The organism is Photobacterium sp. (assembly GCF_033720175.1).
Classification (GTDB): domain Bacteria; phylum Pseudomonadota; class Gammaproteobacteria; order Enterobacterales; family Vibrionaceae; genus Photobacterium.
Window position 1 is genome coordinate 21323 of the sequence record NZ_JAWWDA010000024.1, and the last position, 19481, is coordinate 40803.

The following is a 19481-nucleotide window of genomic DNA, read 5'->3' on the forward strand; positions in this document are numbered from 1 at the left end:
ATCTTCGTAGAATTCATCGAACCGAGATACGTTTATCGAATGCTATGGTAAACTACTGGACTTACCACCGTTTTTTGAGGTTTTATGGCAAATCAAACGCAACTGCTGGATAAAGCGCGACAGCTTTGCGAGCAACGTGGAGTCAGGCTTACACCTCAAAGACTAAAAGTACTTGAGCTAATTATTGACCACCACTGCTCTATCAGTGCTTACGAGTTGTTAGATTTGCTCAGAGTCACAGAGCCGCAAGCAAAGCCACCAACGGTATATCGCGCACTGGATTTTCTCTTGACTCAAGGGTTTGTTCATAAAGTAGAATCAACTAACAGCTACATTGCCTGTTGTGTTTTAGGCCATGCGGATCACTGTTCACAGCTGCTTATCTGCGATGTGTGCAGTACTGTCGAAGAGTGCCATGACGATGATCTGGCAAAATGGCTTCGCCAGAGGGCGGAAAAGCACGGCTTCAGCATTGATCATCATGTCGTAGAAAGTCACGGTATTTGCCACAAGTGTCAAAACAGCAAATAATCATTTTTTAAATCTTCAGATACAGTCATAAAGTAACTATGCGAGCAGAATTCGTAAACCCTTTCTTAGCTTCACTCCTGAATGTATTAAAGACCATGGCGTCGATGGAGCTGGCACCACAAAAACCACGCATCAAGAAAGATGAGGTGGCACGCGGCGACGTATCGGGGTTAATAGGCCTGATAGGACCTCAAACCAAAGGTTCTATGTCGATAACCTTTGATGAGGGCTTAGCGCTGGAAATTATGCAGCGTATGCTGGGTGAGCGCCCCAATGGTATCAATGAAGAAGTCACTGATATGGTGGGGGAAATTACCAATATGGTCACCGGCGGCGCGAAACGCATCCTGGCCGATAAAGGCTATGATTTTGAAATGGCCACCCCCGCAGTCGTCTCTGGCCGGAGCCACACCATCACTCATAAATGTGATGGAGCCATCATCATCATGCCTTTCGATTCTGAATACGGTAAAGCATTTATCGAAATCTGTTTCGATTAATACTTTTCTTCATTTATCTTTGTAATCGTTCCAGTCAGAGTTTTTCTGGCTGGCGATTAACCCTTGTATATTAAGCCACCCTCTGAATTACCGCTGCAATTTATCACGCCAATTATACCTTTCGGGATAAGGTGTACCTACATCAAAAAACGGCAACAAAACACTTCAAACTGGCATATTTTCGTTCTAGACTCGACACACGGAATACGCATCAACACACTTATGGTTGATTCTTTTTCCGCTCCTTATTTTGCTTTCCACCGGGTAAAGCAAGGGCATCTCCCTCATTCAAAGGAAAGAACGTAACATGAGTAAACTGACTGGAACCGTAAAATGGTTTAACGACGACAAAGGCTTTGGTTTTATCTCTGCGGAAAATGGCAAAGATGTTTTTGTTCACTTCAGTGCAATTCAGGCTCAGGGCCGCCGTACTTTACGTGAAGGGCAATCTGTTGAATTTATTGTCACCGATGGCCAGAAAGGCCCGCAAGCCACTGAAGTGGTCACCCTGTCTTAGTTCACTATAACGAAACGAAAAAAACGCCGCATAGTGCGGCGTTTTTATACTCTCAGTCACAAAGACTTAGCTGCGCCACTGTTTAAACGCATTAATCAGGCCATTGGTAGAGCTGTCATGGCTTGAAATACCTTCTGCACTGTTAAGCTCAGGTAAGATCTGGTTAGCCAGTTGTTTGCCTAGCTCAACGCCCCACTGATCAAAACTGAAGATGTTCCAGATAACGCCTTGAGTGAAAATCTTCTGCTCGTACAGTGCAATCAATGAACCCAGTACGCTTGGCGTCACTTGCTTGACCAGAATTGAGTTGGTTGGGCGGTTACCGTCAAAGACCTTGAATGGCACAAGATCTTTCACTTCATCCAGCGACTTACCGGCTGCGACAAACTCCGCTTCCACCTGCTCTTTGGTTTTACCAAAGGCCAGTGCTTCAGTCTGCGCAAAAAAGTTCGCCATCAGTTTTGGATGGTGATCGCTCAATGGATTGTGGCTAACAGCCGGTGCAATAAAATCGCAAGGGATCAACTTAGTACCCTGGTGGATAAGCTGATAGAAAGCATGCTGACCATTAGTACCAGGCTCCCCCCAGATAATGGGACCGGTCTGATAGTCAATAGGGTTACCGCCACGATCAACACACTTACCGTTTGATTCCATATTGCCCTGCTGGAAGTAAGCAGCAAAACGGTGCAGATACTGATCGTAAGGCAAAATTGCTTCTGACTCGGCACCATGGAAGTTGTTGTACCAAATACCAATCAGCGCAAGGATGACCGGCAAGTTCTCTTCAAGTGGTGCCTGTGCAAAGTGCTGATCCATGGCATGTGCACCATTCAGTAGTTCAACAAAGTTGTCGAAGCCAACTGAAAGACAAATAGACAGACCGATTGCTGAACATAGCGAATAACGGCCACCGACCCAGTCCCAGAATTCGAACATGTTGTCAGTATCAATACCAAACTCTGACACGGAACCCGCGTTCGTTGACAGCGCGGCGAAGTGCTTAGCGACGTGCGCCTGCTCTTCGGCCGTCGCCAGGAACCAGTCACGCGCAGAATGTGCATTGGTCATTGTTTCCTGAGTCGTAAACGTCTTCGATGCGATCAGGAATAGGGTTGTCTCCGGATTCAGATCTTTTAGCGTTTCAGCGATGTGCGTACCATCAACGTTCGACACAAAGTGCATGTTAAGACGTGTTTTATACGCCGCCAGTGCTTCAGAAACCATGTAAGGGCCAAGATCAGAACCACCGATACCGATGTTGACAACATCGGTAATTTCTTTACCGGTGTAGCCTTTCCAGTCGCCATCCACAATGCGGGCAGTAAAGTCTTTCATCTTCTCCAGCACGGCATTGACTTTAGGCATAACATCTTCACCATCAACCATGACGGGAGTGTTGCTGCGATTACGCAGCGCCGAATGCAAAACGGCACGGCCTTCAGTCTGGTTGATTTCTTCACCACTGAACATATCAGCAATCGCCGCTTTAAGTTCGGTTTGCTCAGCAAGGGCAAATAACTTGGCTAAGGTTTCTTCTGTGATAAGGTTTTTTGAATAATCAAGCAGGATGTCAGAGCCGAATTTAGCAGAGAATTTAGCAAAACGGTCGCTGTCATTGGCAAACAGATCGCTCAATTGCAGATCTTGAGCTTCTTCATAGTGTGCAGTCAGTGCTTTCCACGCTTGAGTATGCGTTGGGTTGATGTTTTTCAACATGGTGAAGTTCCTGATTTTTTAGATTTTCAATCCATTAAGCGTAGCTTGACCTAAAGCCCAATGGATCCCCGATATTCGAATGTTGTGAATTGTGCGCTGTCTGTTTTAGTCAGACCTTTTTTTGTAATTTTACAACTTATGACAGATTATGACTTGAAGCATCCTCTACCTTCATTGCGTCAGGTCACGAAAACCAAGAGTAAATAATAGACGCTATTATCACTAATGATTACAGTAACTCCCTCTGATTGCAGCAGAGCTTTAACCAAGAGGCAAGCACTATGTGGTACCAAAAGACAATTCAGCTGAAAGCCAGGCCACGAGGGTTTCATCTTATAACCGATGAAATTGAACAACAAATTCCTGAAATTCTCCCGCTCTCGATAGGTCTGGTTCATCTTTTTATCCAACACACTTCAGCCAGTCTGACCATGAATGAGAATGCCGATCCGACGGTTCGCAGTGATATGGAGGCGCACTTTAATCATTATGTCCCAGAGTGCGCGCCATATTACCAGCATACCTATGAAGGCGATGATGATATGCCGGCTCACATTAAAGCATCGACACTGGGCAGCAGTATCAGCATTCCAATATCACAGGGCTTGCTGGCATTAGGTACCTGGCAAGGTATTTATCTCGGGGAACACCGTGATCACGGCGGGCGGCGCCGAGTGGTGGTGACCATTCAGGGGGAATAGAATAACTCAATATAATAAAGCCGCAGCGGCCGCTACGGCTTTTAGATAATCATGCCAACTACAAGATACTGTTTTTATTTACAAGTAGGACATGGCAACACGGGAGGTCAGCTTCGTCACTAATTCATAAGCGATCGTACCGATATGTCCAGCCACCACTTCTGCTGGCAGCCCCTTCCCCCACAAAATCACTTCATCACCAACTTTATCTTCCGCATCCGGACCAAGATCGACAGTCAGCATATCCATCGACACGCGGCCTGCCATCGGCACAAGACGCCCGTTCAGCAATACCGGTGTACCGTTGGGTGCAGTCCGGGGATAACCATCACCATAGCCAATGGCGATCACTCCCACCTTGGTATCGCGCTCGCTGGTCCAGATCCCGCCATAGCCGACCATTTCTCCTTTCTTCACATCACGTACTGCAATGAGGCTGGAGGTTAACGTCATTACCGGTTGCAGGTTAAAGGCTTCGGCTGAACGCTCAGCACCGGTAAACGGTGATACGCCATACATAATAATGCCGGGCCGAATCCACTCTAACTGGCTTTCAGGCCAGGCTAAAATACCGGCAGACGCCGCTAATGAACGTTCGCCGCGACAGCCTTCCGTCAGCGATAAAAACGTATTGATTTGTTGACGGGTCACGTCGCTGTTTAGCTCATCGGCGCAGCCGAAGTGGCTCATATAACGCAGTGGCTTGGCAACATTGGGACAGGCATGAAGGCGCTGTACAAAATCAGACTGCTGCTCAGGACGTACCCCTAAGCGATGCATGCCGGTATCAATCTTTAACCAGACAACCGCCTGATTATCTAACTGAGCCTGTTCTAATGCTTCCAGCTGCTCGACGGAATGCACGACGGTGTGGATATTATTGGTGACCAGAACAGACAGGTCCGATGCGCCATAGAAACCTTCTAACAACAAGATAGGTTTAACCACCCCGCCGGCACGTAACGTCAGGGCTTCTTCCATTCGGGCCACACCAAAGGCATCGGCATCAGGTAAACTTTTTGCTACATGCAACAGACCATGGCCGTAGCCATTTGCCTTTACCACTGCCAGAAGTTTACTGTTCGGCGCCTGTAAACGGATCTGACGAATGTTGTGTGTAAGAGCTTCAGTATTGATATAGGCTGTTGCCGCTTTCATCAGAAATCCCTCGTTATTATGCTTAAAATCACTCTTCGTCGAATGCTGGGCCTGCGTAGTTGTCAAAACGCGAGAACTGGCCTTGGAAAGTCAGGCGTACCGAGCCGATAGGGCCATTACGCTGCTTACCAATAATGATTTCGGCAATCCCTTTCAGGGCACTTTCTTCGTTATACACTTCGTCCCGGTAAATGAACATGATCAAGTCAGCATCCTGCTCGATCGCACCCGATTCACGCAAATCTGAGTTGATAGGGCGTTTATCAGCACGTTGCTCCAAGGAACGGTTAAGCTGAGAAAGCGCCACCACCGGCACATTCAGTTCCTTGGCCAGCGCTTTAAGCGAGCGGGAGATCTCCGAAATTTCCAGAGTACGGTTATCCTGCAGTCCGGGTACTCGCATCAGCTGAAGGTAATCGATCATGATCATACTCAGGCCACCGTTATCACGGGCGATGCGGCGGGCACGGGAACGGACATCGGTCGGCGTCAGGCCGGAGCTGTCATCAATGAACATATTCTTCTTCTGCATCAGAATACCCATCGTTGACGAAATACGTGCCCAGTCTTCATCATCCAGCTGGCCGGTACGGATTTTAGTCTGATCGACCCGCGAGAGCGACGCCAGCATACGCATCATGATCTGTTCGGCGGGCATCTCCAGCGAGAAGATAAGGACCGGTTTTTCCTGATCCATTGCCGCATTTTCGCATAAGTTCATCGCAAAGGTAGTTTTACCCATTGATGGACGGGCCGCGACGATGATCAAATCAGAGCCTTGCAGACCCGCGGTTTTCTTATTCAGATCACTGAAGCCGGTTGAAACCCCGGTTACCCCGTCTTGCGGCGATTGATACAGGAGCTCAATTCTTTCTAAGGTTTTTTCCAGAATGGTATCTACATTCTGCGGGCCTTCGTTTTCATCAGAACGCTGCTCAGCGATGGCGAAAACCTTACTCTCTGCCATATCGAGCAGATCTTCACTGGTTCGCCCTTGCGGATCATACCCCGCATCAGCAATTTCATTGGCAACGCCAATCATCTCGCGGATCAGAGCACGCTCACGCACAATCTCTGCATAAGCGGAAATGTTTGCCGCTGATGGTGTATTTTTCGCAAGCTCTGCCAGATAAGCAAATCCCCCGACACCTTCAAGCTTATCGGCGCGTTCCAGATGCTCAGATAAGGTGATCAGATCGAGCGGCTGGCCACCATCGAGTAAAAACGACGTCGCTTCAAAAATAATGCGGTGGGGGCGGCTGTAAAAGTCTTTCGCAACGACTTTACCTGCGACTGTGTCCCACTTTTCATTATCCAGCATCAAGCCACCAAGCACGGACTGCTCGGCCTCCAATGAATGCGGAGGCATTTTGATGGCTTCCATCTGGGTATCTCTGGGTTTACTCGGTTTGCTTTTATCTGCCATAGGAATTGCGTGATTGCCGGAAACTAAGCCGACTAGTATACCTTATTCATGCCACATCTACTTATCGATAAATAAAAAGATGGGGCTTCACTCAGGTGATTATTATGACGCTTTTCTGGCTGCAAGACGTACGCCTCAGCGATCCCTGACCAAACGCTGACATTATTAAGGTAAACTGCGGGGCCAAAAATATATCGAACTATTAACCATCAGCTATGTCACGAACAAAAGGAAAACTCTTGGCAAGATATTTATTCGCCCTGCTACTGCTTGCCAATACCGCCGCCTATGCTGATGAAGAGGACGATGCACCAAACCTCCCTCCCTCACCTTTATCGACTGAAGTCGAACTGGGTTATCAGTCTCTATCTGGCAACTCTGACTCACAATCACTGAACAGCCGTCTGGGGCTGACTTATGTCAAGAATCAATATCGTTATCAGGGCGAGGCAAAATACCTGCTGGTTGATAAGGATGGCGAAGAAGATAAACGCAAAGGTGAGTTAGAGCTGCAAAGCGATATGAAAATCAATGAACGGGCCTACATCTTAGGCAACGCCAATTATGTTGATGATAAATACGGCCCATACTTTACCGATTTTACCCTCTCAACCGGTTTGGGTTACCAGTTATTGCGACGTGAAACTTTTTTACTCGAAGTGGAAGCCGGCCCGGGTTACCGCCATCAGGAACCAAACATTGATGAAATTGACGATGACGATATCGTCGTACCGGAAACGGTCGATGAACCGATCATCAGGGGCAGTACGAAATTCACCTGGAAGCCAGCCAAAAACGTCGAATTGAATGCACGCTTCACCGGCATTGCCGGCAATAGTAACAGCACGCTGGAAAGTGAAATAAACCTGACCAGCTCGATCACTGAACATATCGCGATCAAATTCAGTAATACCCAGAAATTTAACAGCTGGGTGCCAGAGGGACTGGAAAAACGCGATTCCACCATGACGATCAATTTGCTGTTTAAGATCTAATACCGAACAGCCCCCTAGATTACAGGCATAAAAAAACCAGCCCGAAGGCTGGTTTTTTCTATTAACGCTAAACGCTATTACTCTGCAGCAACGATGTTTAGGTTAACAGTTGCGAATACTTCAGAGTGTAGCTGAATGCTAACTTCGAATTCGCCAGTAGTACGTAGTGCACCTTCAGGTAGGCGAACTTCGCTCTTCACTACTTCAACACCTGCCGCTGTAATAGCGTCAGCGATGTCGCGAGTACCGATAGAACCGAATAGCTTACCTTCGTCACCAGCTTTAGAAGCGATAACTACTGCTTCCAGAGCGTTTAATTTCTCAGCACGTGCTTGTGCAGCAGTCAGTTGCTCAGCAACTTTAGCTTCTAGTTCTGCACGACGAACTTCGAACATTTCTACGTTAGATTTAGTTGCCATAACAGCCTTACCCTGTGGGATAAGGAAGTTACGAGCGTAACCAGACTTAACGTTTACCTGATCGCCTAGGCCACCAAGGTTACCGATTTTATCAAGTAGAATAACTTGCATTATCTTGTCCTCTATATAAGTCTAAAAACTACTACGGCTTACAGATGCTTATCTGTATACGGTAGAAGTGCTAGGTAACGAGAACGCTTGATAGCGCGAGCTAGCTGACGCTGGTATTTAGCGCGAGTACCAGTGATACGGCTAGGTACAATTTTACCAGCTTCAGTAATGTAGTTTTTTAGAGTAACTACGTCTTTGTAGTCAATCTCTTGTACGTCTTCTGCAGTGAAACGGCAGAATTTACGACGACGGAAGAAACGTGCCATGGGCTAATCTCCTGAACAAAATATTTCAATGTGGTCGGCATGTAACACTAATTTACCGATACCATTTCGGCCGGTTTGGTATGAGATAAATCCCGCTACCTTAATATGACTGCCAACAGCTAAATCTTGAGTGAGCATTTGTTGACCTTTACCACTGACAACGACGTTGATGTAACAATACACCTGTCGAGGTAAGCCAGCTTCCCGCTGGTAAGAACGATGCTCAAGCACAAAGTGACAATGAGGCACGCCTGCCGGGGATTGGCTCCGTTTGGGGTCTTTGGCAATAACGCCAGATAACTCCAGACGATTGGTCATGGTTACAAATTACTCAGCTGCAGCTTCACCTTCAGCTTCCGCTGGAGCTTCTGAACGCTCTGAACGATCTGAACGCTCTTCGCGGTCGTCACGTTTAGTGAAACGCTCTTCTTTAGCCTTCATCATTGGAGATGGCTCAGTAACAGCGTTTTTCGTGCGCATGATCATGTTACGGATCACAGCGTCGTTGAAACGGAAAGTAGACTCAAGCTCGTCAATTACAGCCTGCTCAGCTTCAACGTTCATAAGAACATAGTGTGCTTTGTGCAGTTTGTTGATTGGGTAAGCCATTTGACGGCGACCCCAATCTTCTAGACGGTGAATCTGGCCACCAGAATCTTTGATTGAACCAGTGTAACGTTCGATCATGCCTGCAACCTGCTCGCTTTGATCAGGGTGCACCATGAATACGATTTCGTAATGACGCATTGGTTGCTCCTTACGGATTAATCAGCTTCCTGAGTTGGCTCGGTTATCCAGAGGAAGCAAGGAACTAAAAAAAGAACCGAGAATTTGGACGCTGAATAGTACAGAGAATGGCCAATCGACGCAAGGGGTTTTTATGGTTCAACGGGAAGTTATGTGGTTCGAGTCGCGAGGCAGGTAAGCTGGAGACTTTTGCCGGCCGGGTCCAGCAGGCAGGATAGACAGGCAAAATGAAGCCCCAGCCAACCATAAAAAAGCAGAAGCGCCATGTAAACTCCGCTTCTGCTCTTTCCAGGACCTAGGACCGGCTTAAGTCTCCGCGGTTAAACGTCCTGACGCTGACGTACCGCTTCAAACAAACAAATGCCCGTTGCGACCGATACGTTCAGACTCGATACTGAACCTGCCATCGGAATTTTGATCAGATCATCACAGGTTTCGCGAGTCAGCCGACGCATACCTTCACCTTCAGCCCCCATCACAATCGCCAGCGGACCGGTCAGCTTGCTATGATAAACATCATGGGTCGCTTCACCAGCAGTACCCACCACCCAAATTCCCTGCTCTTGCAGTGCACGTAAAGTCCGGGCCAGGTTAGTCACGCGTACCAACGGCACCACTTCTGCGGCACCACAGGCCACTTTACTGGCTGTTGCACTCAACTGTGCAGAGCGGTCTTTCGGCACAATCACGGCCACTGCACCAGCGGCATCAGCATTACGCAGGCAGGCACCCAAATTATGCGGATCGGTTACCCCGTCCAGGACCAGCAGAAGTGGATTTTCCTTACCCGCTAAAAGGGTATCCAGATCATTTTCATTATACTGCTTGCCCGGCTTCACCCGTGCAATGATACCCTGATGAGAAGCCCCACAGGATTTATCATCCAACGCTTTCCGGCCTGCTTCCTGGATAGTAATACCCAAGGTTTGCAATTCCATCAGCAAAGGCATTAAGCGATCGTCTTGGCGTCCTTTCAGCACGAAAACTTCAATAAAGCGCGCAGGATCTGACGCTAACACGGCTTTCACGGCGTGAATGCCGAAAATCATTTCATTACTCATTACTTAGTCTTCTTTTCTGCCCGTTCTTTTTTGCCTGCACGCGACTTAGTCTTGCGTGCCTTAGACGATTTCTTTCTCGGTTTCTTAGCCTTGCCATCGGCACCATCAGCCGCTGACGCTTTATCGCCCTCAAGCTTCGGTACCGCTCCTGCTTTCAGCTTCTGACGAACAGACGACCGGACTTTCTTCGACTTAGCACGGTGTTCGGCCTTGGCTTCACCTTCTTCAACGCGGAAGACTTTCTTATTATGGCTCGATGTGCGCACACCTTCCGCCTTACGCATCCGTTGCTGCTTCTCACGCTGCTTGTCGGTTTTACCCGCACCACGCGGTTTACGATCACTGCCGACAATATCAAAATCGATTTGGCGATCATTGAGGTTAATCGATGCCACTTTCACATGCACCGTATCGCCTAAACGATAGATCTGACCCGAGCTGTCACCGATCAAACGCTGGCCAATCGCATCGAACTGATAGTAATCATTGGCTAAGTTGGAAATATGCACTAAGCCATCAATATTCAGTTCTTTAAGACGAACGAAGAAACCAAAGCCAGTAACATTGGCAATCACCCCTTCAAATTCATCACCGACATGATCTTGCATGTATTCGCATTTTAGCCAGTCTGCCACATCCCGGGTGGCATCATCGGCACGGCGTTCCGTCATTGAGCATTGATCGCCGATGGCATCAATATCGTCATGCGAGTAGTGATAGCCGCCAGTCGGTGTCGAGCGATCCGTGTTTTTGCCTTCCCGTTTGGCAATTAAATACTTCAGCGCACGGTGCAACGTCAGATCAGGATAACGACGAATTGGCGAAGTAAAGTGCGCATACTGCTTCAGCGCCAAGCCAAAGTGACCGCCGTTGTCAGCCTGATAGAGAGCTTGCTTCATCGAACGCAAGAGCATTGTCTGGATCAGCTCTTTATCCGGACGATTATGGATAGCGTGTGCTAAATCGGCATAGTCACGTGGCGACGGTTCAAGACCGCCACTCAAATTCAGCCCCAGCTCGCCCAAGAAATCGCGGAAACCCGTTAAGCGTTCTTCGCCCGGTACATCATGGACACGGTATAACGCGGGTTCTTTCATCTTCTCGACAAAACGGGCAGAAGCAACATTGGCCATAATCATACATTCTTCAATGATCTTATGGGCATCGTTACGCTCTGCAGGCTCAATACGCTCGATTTTACGGTCGGCGTTAAAGATAAACTTAGTTTCGATGGTTTCAAATTCAATGGCACCGCGCTGATCGCGTGACTTTTTAAGCACCTTGTACATCGCATACAGTTCTTGCAGATGCGGTACCAGAGGCTGATATCGTTCACGCAGCTCTTCATCGCCATCGAGCATCTTGCTGACTTTGGTATAAGTCAAACGGGCATGGGAATTCATGACCGCTTCATAATGTGTGTAACCCGAAAGCTCACCCTCATCAGAAATGGTCATTTCACACACCATACACAAGCGATCAACCTGGGGGTTCAGTGAACATAAGCCGTTCGACAGGACCTCCGGCAACATCGGGATCACCTGAGAAGGGAAATACACCGAGTTACCACGCTTGACTGCCTCTTTATCTAGTGCTGAATCAGGGCGTACATAGTGGCTTACATCTGCGATTGCGACCCATAAACGCCAGCCACCGGATGTGTTGCGTTCACAATAAACTGCATCATCAAAGTCACGGGCATCTTCACCATCGATAGTCACCAATGGCAGGTCACGCAAATCGACACGTCCCTGCTTCGCCTCTTCCGGCACGTCTTCAGCTAAGCCTTTGATCTGGCCTTCGACTTCGACAGGCCACTCATTCGGAATGTTATGAGTACGCAGCGCAATTTCGATTTCCATGCCCGGTGCCATGTTTTCACCCAGCACTTCGACCACTTTCCCCACAGCATTGTACTGGCGGGTGGCGCGCTGGTTAATTTCAACCACCACCACATTGCCCATCCGTGCGCCCATGCGCTGCTCGTTTGGAATAACAATATCCTGGGCGATACGAGAGTCATCCGGGACGACAAACCCCATGCCCTCTTCGATAAAGAAGCGACCGACAATCGGTGCGGTATTTTCTTGTAAAACACGTACCACACGGCCTTCACGACGGCCGCGCTTATCGACCCCGGCAACTTGCGCAAGAATATAGTCACCATGGATCACACCACGCATCTGGTGGTGCGGTAACATTAAATCTTCTTTTGTTCCCACGCCTTCAGGGCGAACAAAGCCAAAGCCATCACGATGGCCAATAACATGGCCTTTGATCAAATCAAGACGTTCTGGCAGGGCATAACACTGGCGACGAGTAAAAACGAGCTGGCCGTCACGCTCCATCGCACGCAGGCGACGACGCAAGCCTTCATATTGATCGTCCCCTTTTAGCTGTAACTCAGCAAATAACTGATCACGGCTAACCGGGGCAGTAAAGCCTCGGATGACTTCCAGCAGAAGCTCGCGGCTTGGAATAGGGTTTTCGTAATTTGATGCTTCGCGATCGCGGAAAGGATCGACCGGTAAATCGGTAGTACCTTTGGACATAAACAGATCCATGTTGGCAGGAATATCCATTAATTATATCAATTAAATAGATTCCGGCCATTGGTGAACAGATGGGAGCAAAGAATAACGTTCTCTGCTCCACTAATTAGGCTGGAGGTTATTGGCTTTACGGATTATTCCGTTACCGGACTGTCAAGCAACACACGCAACGGCTGATTATCCTCAATCAAGCTCGTTAATGTATGCTGGTCTAACTCAGTCAAGAACGCACTTCTTGCCGCGCTTAAAATACCTTTCAAACGACAGGCAGGCGTAATATGACAAAAGCTTTCGCTGCAATCAATAATCTGAAGCGGCTCTATAGCACGCACAACATCACCTAAAATTATTCTATCGGCAGGCATACCTAAACGGATACCACCGTTTTTACCCCGTACCGTTTCAACGTAACCCAACTGACCTAGTTTATTGATGATCTTAACCATATGGTTACGCGACACACTATAAACGTCAGTGACTTTACTGATACTGGCTAATTCGCCTTCAGGTAAGGTGGCAAGGTATATCAAGGCACGCAGGCCATAATCGGTAAAACTAGTTAACTGCACAATAACTCCTCCTGCCGCTATTTTAATCTTGTTCTTGACTAAAAGATACAGATCAGATAGATCTTATAAGATATATAATAAATACAACTTAAGAGAAAGTCATGCTCAATCAACAAACAATTAACACTATAAAAGCAACTGCACCATTATTAGCCGAAACCGGACCGGCACTGACTGCACACTTCTATGAGCGCATGTTCAGCCATAACCCTGAACTCAAAGATATTTTTAACATGAGTAACCAGCGTAATGGGGATCAGCGTGAAGCCTTGTTTAACGCCATTTGCGCGTATGCGAACAATATCGATAATCTCTCAGCACTTTTACCGGCCGTCGAAAAAATCGCTCATAAGCACACAAGTTTCATGATCACTGCCGAGCAATACCAAATTGTGGGCAGGCACTTATTGGCAACCATTGATGAACTATTCTCACCAGGGCAAGACGTTTTAGATGCTTGGGGAGCCGCATATGGTGTGCTCGCCGATGTTTTCATTACCCGTGAAGAAGCCATTTATCAAGAGAATGAAACTAAAAATGGCGGCTGGCGTGGTACTCGTGAATTCGAAGTCGTCGGAAAAAACCAAGAAAGCAGTGTTATCACTAGCTTTACGTTTAAGCCTGTCGATGGCCGCTCAGTTGCGACCTTTAAGCCCGGCCAGTATCTCGGTATTTACCTAAACCCGGAAGAATTCGAGAATCAAGAGATCCGTCAATACAGCCTGTCATCAGCACCTAATAATAATAGTTACCGCATCTCTGTTAAATATGAAGAACAAGGCCGCGTATCCAGTTATCTTCACCGCCATTTAGAGGTAGGAGATACAGTACAACTTGCAGCCCCTGCAGGAGATTTCTTTCTCGATGTTGAACCAACCACGCCTGTGACTCTCATTTCTGCAGGCGTTGGATTAACACCGACCCTATCAATGCTCGAATTTTTAACTGAGCACCAAGCCACGGTACACTGGTTACATGCCGCAGAAAACGGCGAGCAACACGGATTTAAAGATCACGTAAAGACGCTGGCAAAACAGTATGAACACATCAACACAGCTATTTGGTATAGCCGACCACTTGCCGCGGATCGCCAAGCAGAAGATTTCAATTATGAAGGTTTGATTGACTTAACGAAACAACAGACTCAACTGACCGTACCGGCAATGCATTTTTACTTCTGTGGCCCTATCGGTTTCATGCAGCACGTTGCCAATCAGTTGATCGAAATGGGGATTACTGAAGATCGTATTCACTACGAATGCTTCGGCCCGCATAAAGTACTCTGACAAACACAGAAGTATCTGGAGATTCCAAGCGTAACCCAATAGGTTGCGCTTTTTTATACGTCGGAAAACAAAAGGGGGAAAGTGATCGTACCAAGATCACTACCAGAATGTATCCCGGCGTTTCGCACGCGCTATCACATTCGCTGGCATCCGCCGTTCAAGGCCCACCCGCAAGCGAGTAATTTTACTATGGGTGTTTTTACTGGGTGTCACGGTGTTGTATAACCAGCGATAGGCTTCTTCAAAATCAAGCGGGCTGCCGTAGTTGCTCAATAGCAGTTCCGCTAGCTGAATTCGTGCATCGACATTTCCCATCGAGGCCGCTTCACGCAAGTAGGGAACCGCACGCTCCTGATCTTGCTGGACCAGCGTACCCTTGGCGTAATAACGGCCAAGCTGCTCTAGCGCCGCGGGCGATCCCTGATGAGCTGCCGACTGCATGTAATAAACTCCCAGCTCGACATCACGCTCAACACAGATCCCCCATGCCAGCATGTCCCCATAGAGGAATTGATAAGAGGGTGACTCTACTCGGCGTGCACGCGCTTCAATATCCTGAACTAACTGACAATCATCAGCCTTCACTTGTTGCAAGTGGGTATTGGTCTCAAATAGCTTGATCAGCTCTGAATCGGAATACACCGGCACGGCCTCACCGACACTTTCCAATGCATAGGCAGGAGTTACAACCAGCAATGTTGAAAGCAGTAAGGTACGCAGATCCATGAACTCATCTCTATTAAACCGTAGATAGCATATCGGCTAAGACGTTCCAGACTTTAGGGCATTTAACAAAAAACGGCAATTATTTGCCGCAGAGCTCCATCACGACAAAGAGGATTTGACACAATATTTTTTGCATCAGTTTGAGGTCGGTCATATTGAATAACTTAGAAAGCAATGAGTTAAAAAACACTTAAACAGCAGCAATAAAAAAGCCAACCGAACGGTTGGCTTTTTTTATCACTGACTCACAGTAGAGGGCGATGACTCACCATACAGCGGCAATTATTCACCGTATGGGTGAACCTTGATAATAGTTTCATTACGGTCAGGACCCGTCGAAACGATGTCGATTGGCACACCCGTAAGCTCTTCGATACGAGCGATATAGTCTAATGCCGTTTGTGGAAGCGCATCCAAAGACTTCGCACCAAATGTACTCTCAGACCAACCAGGCATAGTTTCGTAAATCAGCTCAATGTTCTCGTAAGCGTCAGCCGCCATTGGTGATACTTCAAGCACAGTACCGTCAGCCATTTTATAGCCAGTACAGATTTTGATCTCTTTCAGGCCATCCATAACGTCTAGCTTAGTTAGGCAGAAACCAGAGATTGAGTTGATCTGCACTGCACGGCGCATTGCAACCGCATCGAACCAGCCACAACGGCGCTTACGGCCAGTCGTTGCACCAAACTCGTTACCTTTAACGCCAAGGTGTTCACCGACAGCATCATCAAGTTCTGTTGGGAATGGACCCGCACCAACGCGAGTACAGTAGGCTTTCGCGATACCCAGGATATAACCCAGGTGACGAGGACCAAAACCTGAACCCGAAGCAACACCACCAGCAGTCGTATTTGAAGACGTTACATACGGATATGTACCGTGGTCGATATCCAGCAGCGTACCTTGCGCCCCTTCGAACATGATCTTATCGCCACGCTTGCGCGCGTCATCCAGTTCTTGAGTTACGTCGATAACCATAGAAGTCAGAATATCAGCCTGTGCCATGATATTTTCCAGAACTTCTTCGTAGCTTACTGGTTCAGCATTGTAGTAATGCTCAATCTGGAAGTTATGGTAAGCCATAACTTCTTTCAGCTTCTCAGCAAATGTTTCTTTATCGAATAGATCGCCAACACGCAGACCGCGACGAGCAACTTTATCTTCGTAGGCAGGACCGATACCACGACCCGTAGTACCAATGGCTTTTTTACCACGAGCGATTTCACGCGCTTGGTCAAGAGCGATATGATACGGAAGAATTAGCGGACAAGCTTCTGACAGGAACAGGCGCTCACGAACAGGGATACCACGTTCTTCTAGCGGGCCCATTTCTTTCATCAGTGCATCTGGAGAAAGTACAACACCGTTACCGATGATGCATTTAACGTTGTCACGCAGGATACCTGATGGGATCAGGTGAAGGACAGTTTTTTCACCGTCAATGACAAGGGTGTGACCTGCATTGTGGCCACCCTGGTAGCGCACTACGTATTTTGCATCTTCGGTCAGCAGATCAACGATCTTACCCTTGCCTTCGTCACCCCATTGGGTGCCAAGAACGACTACATTATTTGCCATCTTTCTTCGTCTATCAGTAGTTAAAAAAGGATTCTAGCACCTTACAGAACCGCTTGCAGTCATTTTTTGACCATACGAAATTATTCTGAAAGAAGAGTATCACGATACTCAGCTAGGGCGATTTACATACTATAGTACATCATGTAGGCAATAATACTGCCGGCCACAACCAGACAACCGCCGATTCGGCGCAAAGCGTTGTCATTCTGCTGACTTAGCTGACTGACCATTTCACGCCAGCCGCGAGGTGCCAATAACGGACCTAACCCTTCAACCACCAGCACAAGGCCGATGGCCATCCAAACTGCTTTATTCATGCTAATTCCCGTCATATCAAATTGAGTAATACTGCATCCATTCATTATTTCCCACTGACAAAAAAAAAGACAAGGCCTTCTGGCCTTGCCTTTCGATTTTCAATTCAGCAGGCTTATTTTACGCCACTGGCTTCTTTCATATACCGGAAGAAGTCACTGCTAGGATCGACAACGAGAATATCGTTTTTCGAGTTAAAGCTATTTTCATACGCTTTTAATGAACGTAAAAAGCTATAGAACTCCGGATCCTGGTTGAACGCATCAGCGTAAATTTTCGCGACTTGCGCATCTGCAGTACCACGTACAACACGCGCTTCTCGGTCGGCTTCAGCCAGTATTTTCGCCACTTCCAGTTCAGACTGGGCGCGAATAACTTCGGCTTTTTCTCGACCTTGCGAGCGGTGCTTACGAGCAACCGATTCCCGCTCGGCACGCATACGACGGTAGATAGACTCACTGATTTCATCAGGCAGGTTGATTTTTTTCATACGAAAATCAACAACTTCAACACCCAAATCTTTCATTGCACTGACTTTAATTTCAGCAAGAACATCAGCCATAATTTGATCACGCTGACCTTCTACTTCTTTACGAGGTGCAACTTCAGCCACAATCTCATTGACCACCGCTTCTGCCGCTGCTGGTGCTTCTGTATCTTCAACAGCAACTTTACGCTCTGGTCCTGAAACGATTTGCTTGATTTCTTTCGAACCAATTTCAGCCCGCAGGTTATCAACCACTTTACGTTTCAAGAGTGCTTCAGCAGTCAACTTATCACCACCACCCGTCGTTAGGTAGTACTGACCATAATCACTGATACGCCACTTAACGTAAGTATCGATGATGACATCTTTTTTCTCTGCTGTTACAAAACGGTCTGCCTGATCATCCATGGTCTGAATACGAGCATCCAGCGTTCTTACACGGTCAAACAGCGGTACTTTAAAATGCAAGCCCGGCTTATATATATGGACTACTTCAGTATTCGCATCTTTCAGAATACGACCGAAACGGACCACAATACCGCGTTCACCTTCACGCACCACAAAGACTGACATCAGCAGCAAAGCAATAAAGATGACAACCACTGGGATCATTAATTTACGCATGATTAATATCTCCCTTGACGACCGGTATCAGTACGCGTTGGCGCCGATACAGGATTTTGGGTTTCAGCTTTTTCAAGTTCAATACCATAAGAGCTGCTTGATGTACCCGTTTTCGGTTTTGCCTGTGTTGATTGATTAATCAGCTTATCCAGCGGTAAATAAAGCAGATTACCACTTGATTTAGAATCAACCATCACCTTGCTGGTGTTGCTGTAAACACGCTCCATCGTTTCAATGTACAAACGATTACGCGTAACGTCTTGCGCAGCAAGGTACTGAGGAAGCAACTTCTCAAACTGAGAAACTTCACCCAATGCACCGTTGACGGTTTTTTCTAAATAACCTTGCGCTTCTTTCTTCAGACGTTCAGCACGACCGGTTGCCTTAGGCAAAATATCATTGCTGTACGCTTCTGATTCACGGACAAAACGCTCTTCATCTTCTCGCGCAGCAATGGCGTCATCAAAGGCATCTTTAACAGCCTCTGGCGGACGCGCCGACTGGAAGTTAACGTCAACGACCAAGATACCCATATTGTAATTCTGGATGATCTTGTCGATCGCTTGCTGGGTATTGGCACGAATTGTCTGACGGCCTGTGGTTAAGGCTTCATCCATCTTCGAATCACCGATAACCGCACGCAGGGCAGAATCCGTTGCCTGACGCAGGCTATCGTCAGCATTCGTTACGCTAAACAGATAGTTTTTTGCATCAGAAACACGGTACTGAACATCCATCTCAACTTTCAATACGTTTTCATCTTTGGTCAGCATTAGACCAGAGCTACGCAGTGAACGAATCGCCTGAACGTTTACGGGTTCAACCTCATCGATAAAAGTCGGCTTCCAGTTCAGACCCGGCCCCACCATCTCGTAAAACTTACCGAAGCGTAATACCACGCCTCGTTCAGCTTCGCCGATGGTATAGAAACCAGAAAAACCCCAAACTGCAGCAGCCAGCACTGCAATCACCCCTAAACCAACAGCACTGCCACCGGTTGAAGGGCCTTTTTTATTACCAAAAATACCACCAAATTTACGACTCAGTTTTGAAAAAACCTCATCGAGATCTGGCGGTCCTTGTTCACGTCCGCCGCGATTATTACTACCCCAAGGGTCTTTATCACGGCCGCCGTTGTTTCCAGGCTCATTCCACGCCATTATAGAACTCCATCAATATGATATGACGAC

21 protein-coding genes are annotated in these 19481 nt (G+C 47.5%); 6 read left to right on the forward strand and 15 right to left on the reverse strand.

Features of this window, described 5'->3' with window-relative positions; translation table 11 throughout:
• The first annotated feature begins 84 nt into the window (after positions 1 to 84).
• From zur to R3289_RS19440, 3 genes are all read left to right on the forward strand, one after another.
• Complete coding sequence (gene zur / locus R3289_RS19430) at positions 85 to 531, forward strand: zinc uptake transcriptional repressor Zur (RefSeq protein ID WP_318927545.1); 447 nt, start codon at positions 85 to 87, stop codon at positions 529 to 531.
• A gap of 38 nt (positions 532 to 569) precedes the next feature.
• A complete protein-coding gene (locus tag R3289_RS19435; RefSeq protein WP_318927547.1) occupies positions 570 to 1031 on the forward strand; it encodes a chemotaxis protein CheX in 462 nt (153 codons plus the stop codon).
• Between the two features lie 307 nt (positions 1032 to 1338).
• Positions 1339 to 1548: a cold-shock protein gene (locus R3289_RS19440; protein WP_318927550.1), complete on the forward strand. Its 210-nt coding sequence runs from the start codon at positions 1339 to 1341 to the stop codon at positions 1546 to 1548.
• Between the two features lie 66 nt (positions 1549 to 1614).
• Here R3289_RS19440 and pgi read toward each other — a convergent pair whose 3' ends face one another.
• Positions 1615 to 3267: a glucose-6-phosphate isomerase gene (gene pgi / locus R3289_RS19445; RefSeq protein ID WP_318927551.1), complete on the reverse strand. Its 1653-nt coding sequence runs from the start codon at positions 3265 to 3267 to the stop codon at positions 1615 to 1617.
• A 281-nt stretch (positions 3268 to 3548) separates the two neighbouring features.
• Between pgi and R3289_RS19450 the strand changes: the two genes are divergently transcribed.
• A complete protein-coding gene (locus R3289_RS19450; protein WP_318927553.1) occupies positions 3549 to 3968 on the forward strand; it encodes a secondary thiamine-phosphate synthase enzyme YjbQ in 420 nt (139 codons plus the stop codon).
• A gap of 78 nt (positions 3969 to 4046) precedes the next feature.
• Here the strand turns inward: R3289_RS19450 and alr are convergent, their stop codons facing one another.
• Complete coding sequence (gene alr, locus R3289_RS19455; protein WP_318927555.1) at positions 4047 to 5126, reverse strand: alanine racemase; 1080 nt, start codon at positions 5124 to 5126, stop codon at positions 4047 to 4049.
• A gap of 28 nt (positions 5127 to 5154) precedes the next feature.
• Positions 5155 to 6552, reverse strand: coding sequence for a replicative DNA helicase (locus R3289_RS19460; RefSeq protein ID WP_318927557.1), 1398 nt, complete (start codon positions 6550 to 6552; stop codon positions 5155 to 5157).
• A gap of 239 nt (positions 6553 to 6791) precedes the next feature.
• On the opposite strand from R3289_RS19460, the gene R3289_RS19465 reads away from it, so the two are divergent.
• Positions 6792 to 7547 (forward strand): DUF481 domain-containing protein, encoded by a 756-nt coding sequence (locus tag R3289_RS19465; protein WP_318927559.1) that lies wholly within the window; start codon positions 6792 to 6794, stop codon positions 7545 to 7547.
• Positions 7548 to 7624: 77 nt separating this feature from the next.
• Here R3289_RS19465 and rplI read toward each other — a convergent pair whose 3' ends face one another.
• The 7 genes from rplI to nsrR form a co-directional block, all read right to left on the reverse strand.
• Positions 7625 to 8077, reverse strand: a complete 453-nt coding sequence (gene rplI / locus R3289_RS19470) for a 50S ribosomal protein L9 (protein WP_318927560.1) — start codon at positions 8075 to 8077, stop codon at positions 7625 to 7627.
• Positions 8078 to 8115: 38 nt separating this feature from the next.
• A complete protein-coding gene (gene rpsR, locus R3289_RS19475; RefSeq protein WP_006233798.1) occupies positions 8116 to 8343 on the reverse strand; it encodes a 30S ribosomal protein S18 in 228 nt (75 codons plus the stop codon).
• A 3-nt stretch (positions 8344 to 8346) separates the two neighbouring features.
• The gene (gene priB, locus R3289_RS19480) at positions 8347 to 8661 is read right to left on the reverse strand and encodes a primosomal replication protein N (RefSeq protein ID WP_318927568.1); all 315 of its coding nucleotides are present in this window, start codon (positions 8659 to 8661) and stop codon (positions 8347 to 8349) included.
• Between the two features lie 9 nt (positions 8662 to 8670).
• Positions 8671 to 9090 carry a 30S ribosomal protein S6 gene (rpsF, locus tag R3289_RS19485; protein WP_107285306.1) on the reverse strand — a complete coding sequence of 140 codons (420 nt, stop codon included), beginning with the start codon at positions 9088 to 9090 and terminating at the stop codon, positions 8671 to 8673.
• Positions 9091 to 9410: 320 nt separating this feature from the next.
• Entirely contained in the window at positions 9411 to 10151 is a 741-nt protein-coding gene (gene rlmB, locus R3289_RS19490) for a 23S rRNA (guanosine(2251)-2'-O)-methyltransferase RlmB (RefSeq protein WP_318927570.1), read from the reverse strand.
• Complete coding sequence (rnr, locus tag R3289_RS19495; RefSeq protein ID WP_318927571.1) at positions 10151 to 12703, reverse strand: ribonuclease R; 2553 nt, start codon at positions 12701 to 12703, stop codon at positions 10151 to 10153. The genes rlmB and rnr overlap by 1 nt, the downstream gene beginning before the upstream one ends.
• Positions 12704 to 12837: 134 nt before the next feature.
• Complete coding sequence (gene nsrR, locus R3289_RS19500) at positions 12838 to 13272, reverse strand: nitric oxide-sensing transcriptional repressor NsrR (protein ID WP_318927573.1); 435 nt, start codon at positions 13270 to 13272, stop codon at positions 12838 to 12840.
• Positions 13273 to 13373: 101 nt separating this feature from the next.
• Here nsrR and hmpA point away from each other — a divergent pair, with 101 nt between their 5' ends.
• Complete coding sequence (gene hmpA, locus R3289_RS19505; RefSeq protein ID WP_318927575.1) at positions 13374 to 14558, forward strand: NO-inducible flavohemoprotein; 1185 nt, start codon at positions 13374 to 13376, stop codon at positions 14556 to 14558.
• A gap of 99 nt (positions 14559 to 14657) precedes the next feature.
• Here hmpA and motX read toward each other — a convergent pair whose 3' ends face one another.
• The 5 genes from motX to hflK all read right to left on the reverse strand — a co-directional run bounded on the left by motX (position 14658) and on the right by hflK (position 19451).
• Positions 14658 to 15284, reverse strand: a complete 627-nt coding sequence (gene motX / locus R3289_RS19510) for a flagellar protein MotX (RefSeq protein WP_318927576.1) — start codon at positions 15282 to 15284, stop codon at positions 14658 to 14660.
• 282 nt (positions 15285 to 15566) lie between these two features.
• Positions 15567 to 16865, reverse strand: coding sequence for an adenylosuccinate synthase (locus R3289_RS19515; RefSeq protein ID WP_318927577.1), 1299 nt, complete (start codon positions 16863 to 16865; stop codon positions 15567 to 15569).
• A 122-nt stretch (positions 16866 to 16987) separates the two neighbouring features.
• Positions 16988 to 17182: a DUF2065 domain-containing protein gene (locus tag R3289_RS19520; protein WP_318927578.1), complete on the reverse strand. Its 195-nt coding sequence runs from the start codon at positions 17180 to 17182 to the stop codon at positions 16988 to 16990.
• A gap of 113 nt (positions 17183 to 17295) precedes the next feature.
• Positions 17296 to 18291: a protease modulator HflC gene (hflC, locus tag R3289_RS19525; RefSeq protein WP_318927579.1), complete on the reverse strand. Its 996-nt coding sequence runs from the start codon at positions 18289 to 18291 to the stop codon at positions 17296 to 17298.
• Between the two features lie 2 nt (positions 18292 to 18293).
• On the reverse strand, positions 18294 to 19451 hold the full coding sequence (gene hflK, locus R3289_RS19530) for an FtsH protease activity modulator HflK (protein WP_318927580.1): 1158 nt from the start codon (positions 19449 to 19451) through the stop codon (positions 18294 to 18296).
• Positions 19452 to 19481 lie beyond the last annotated feature (30 nt).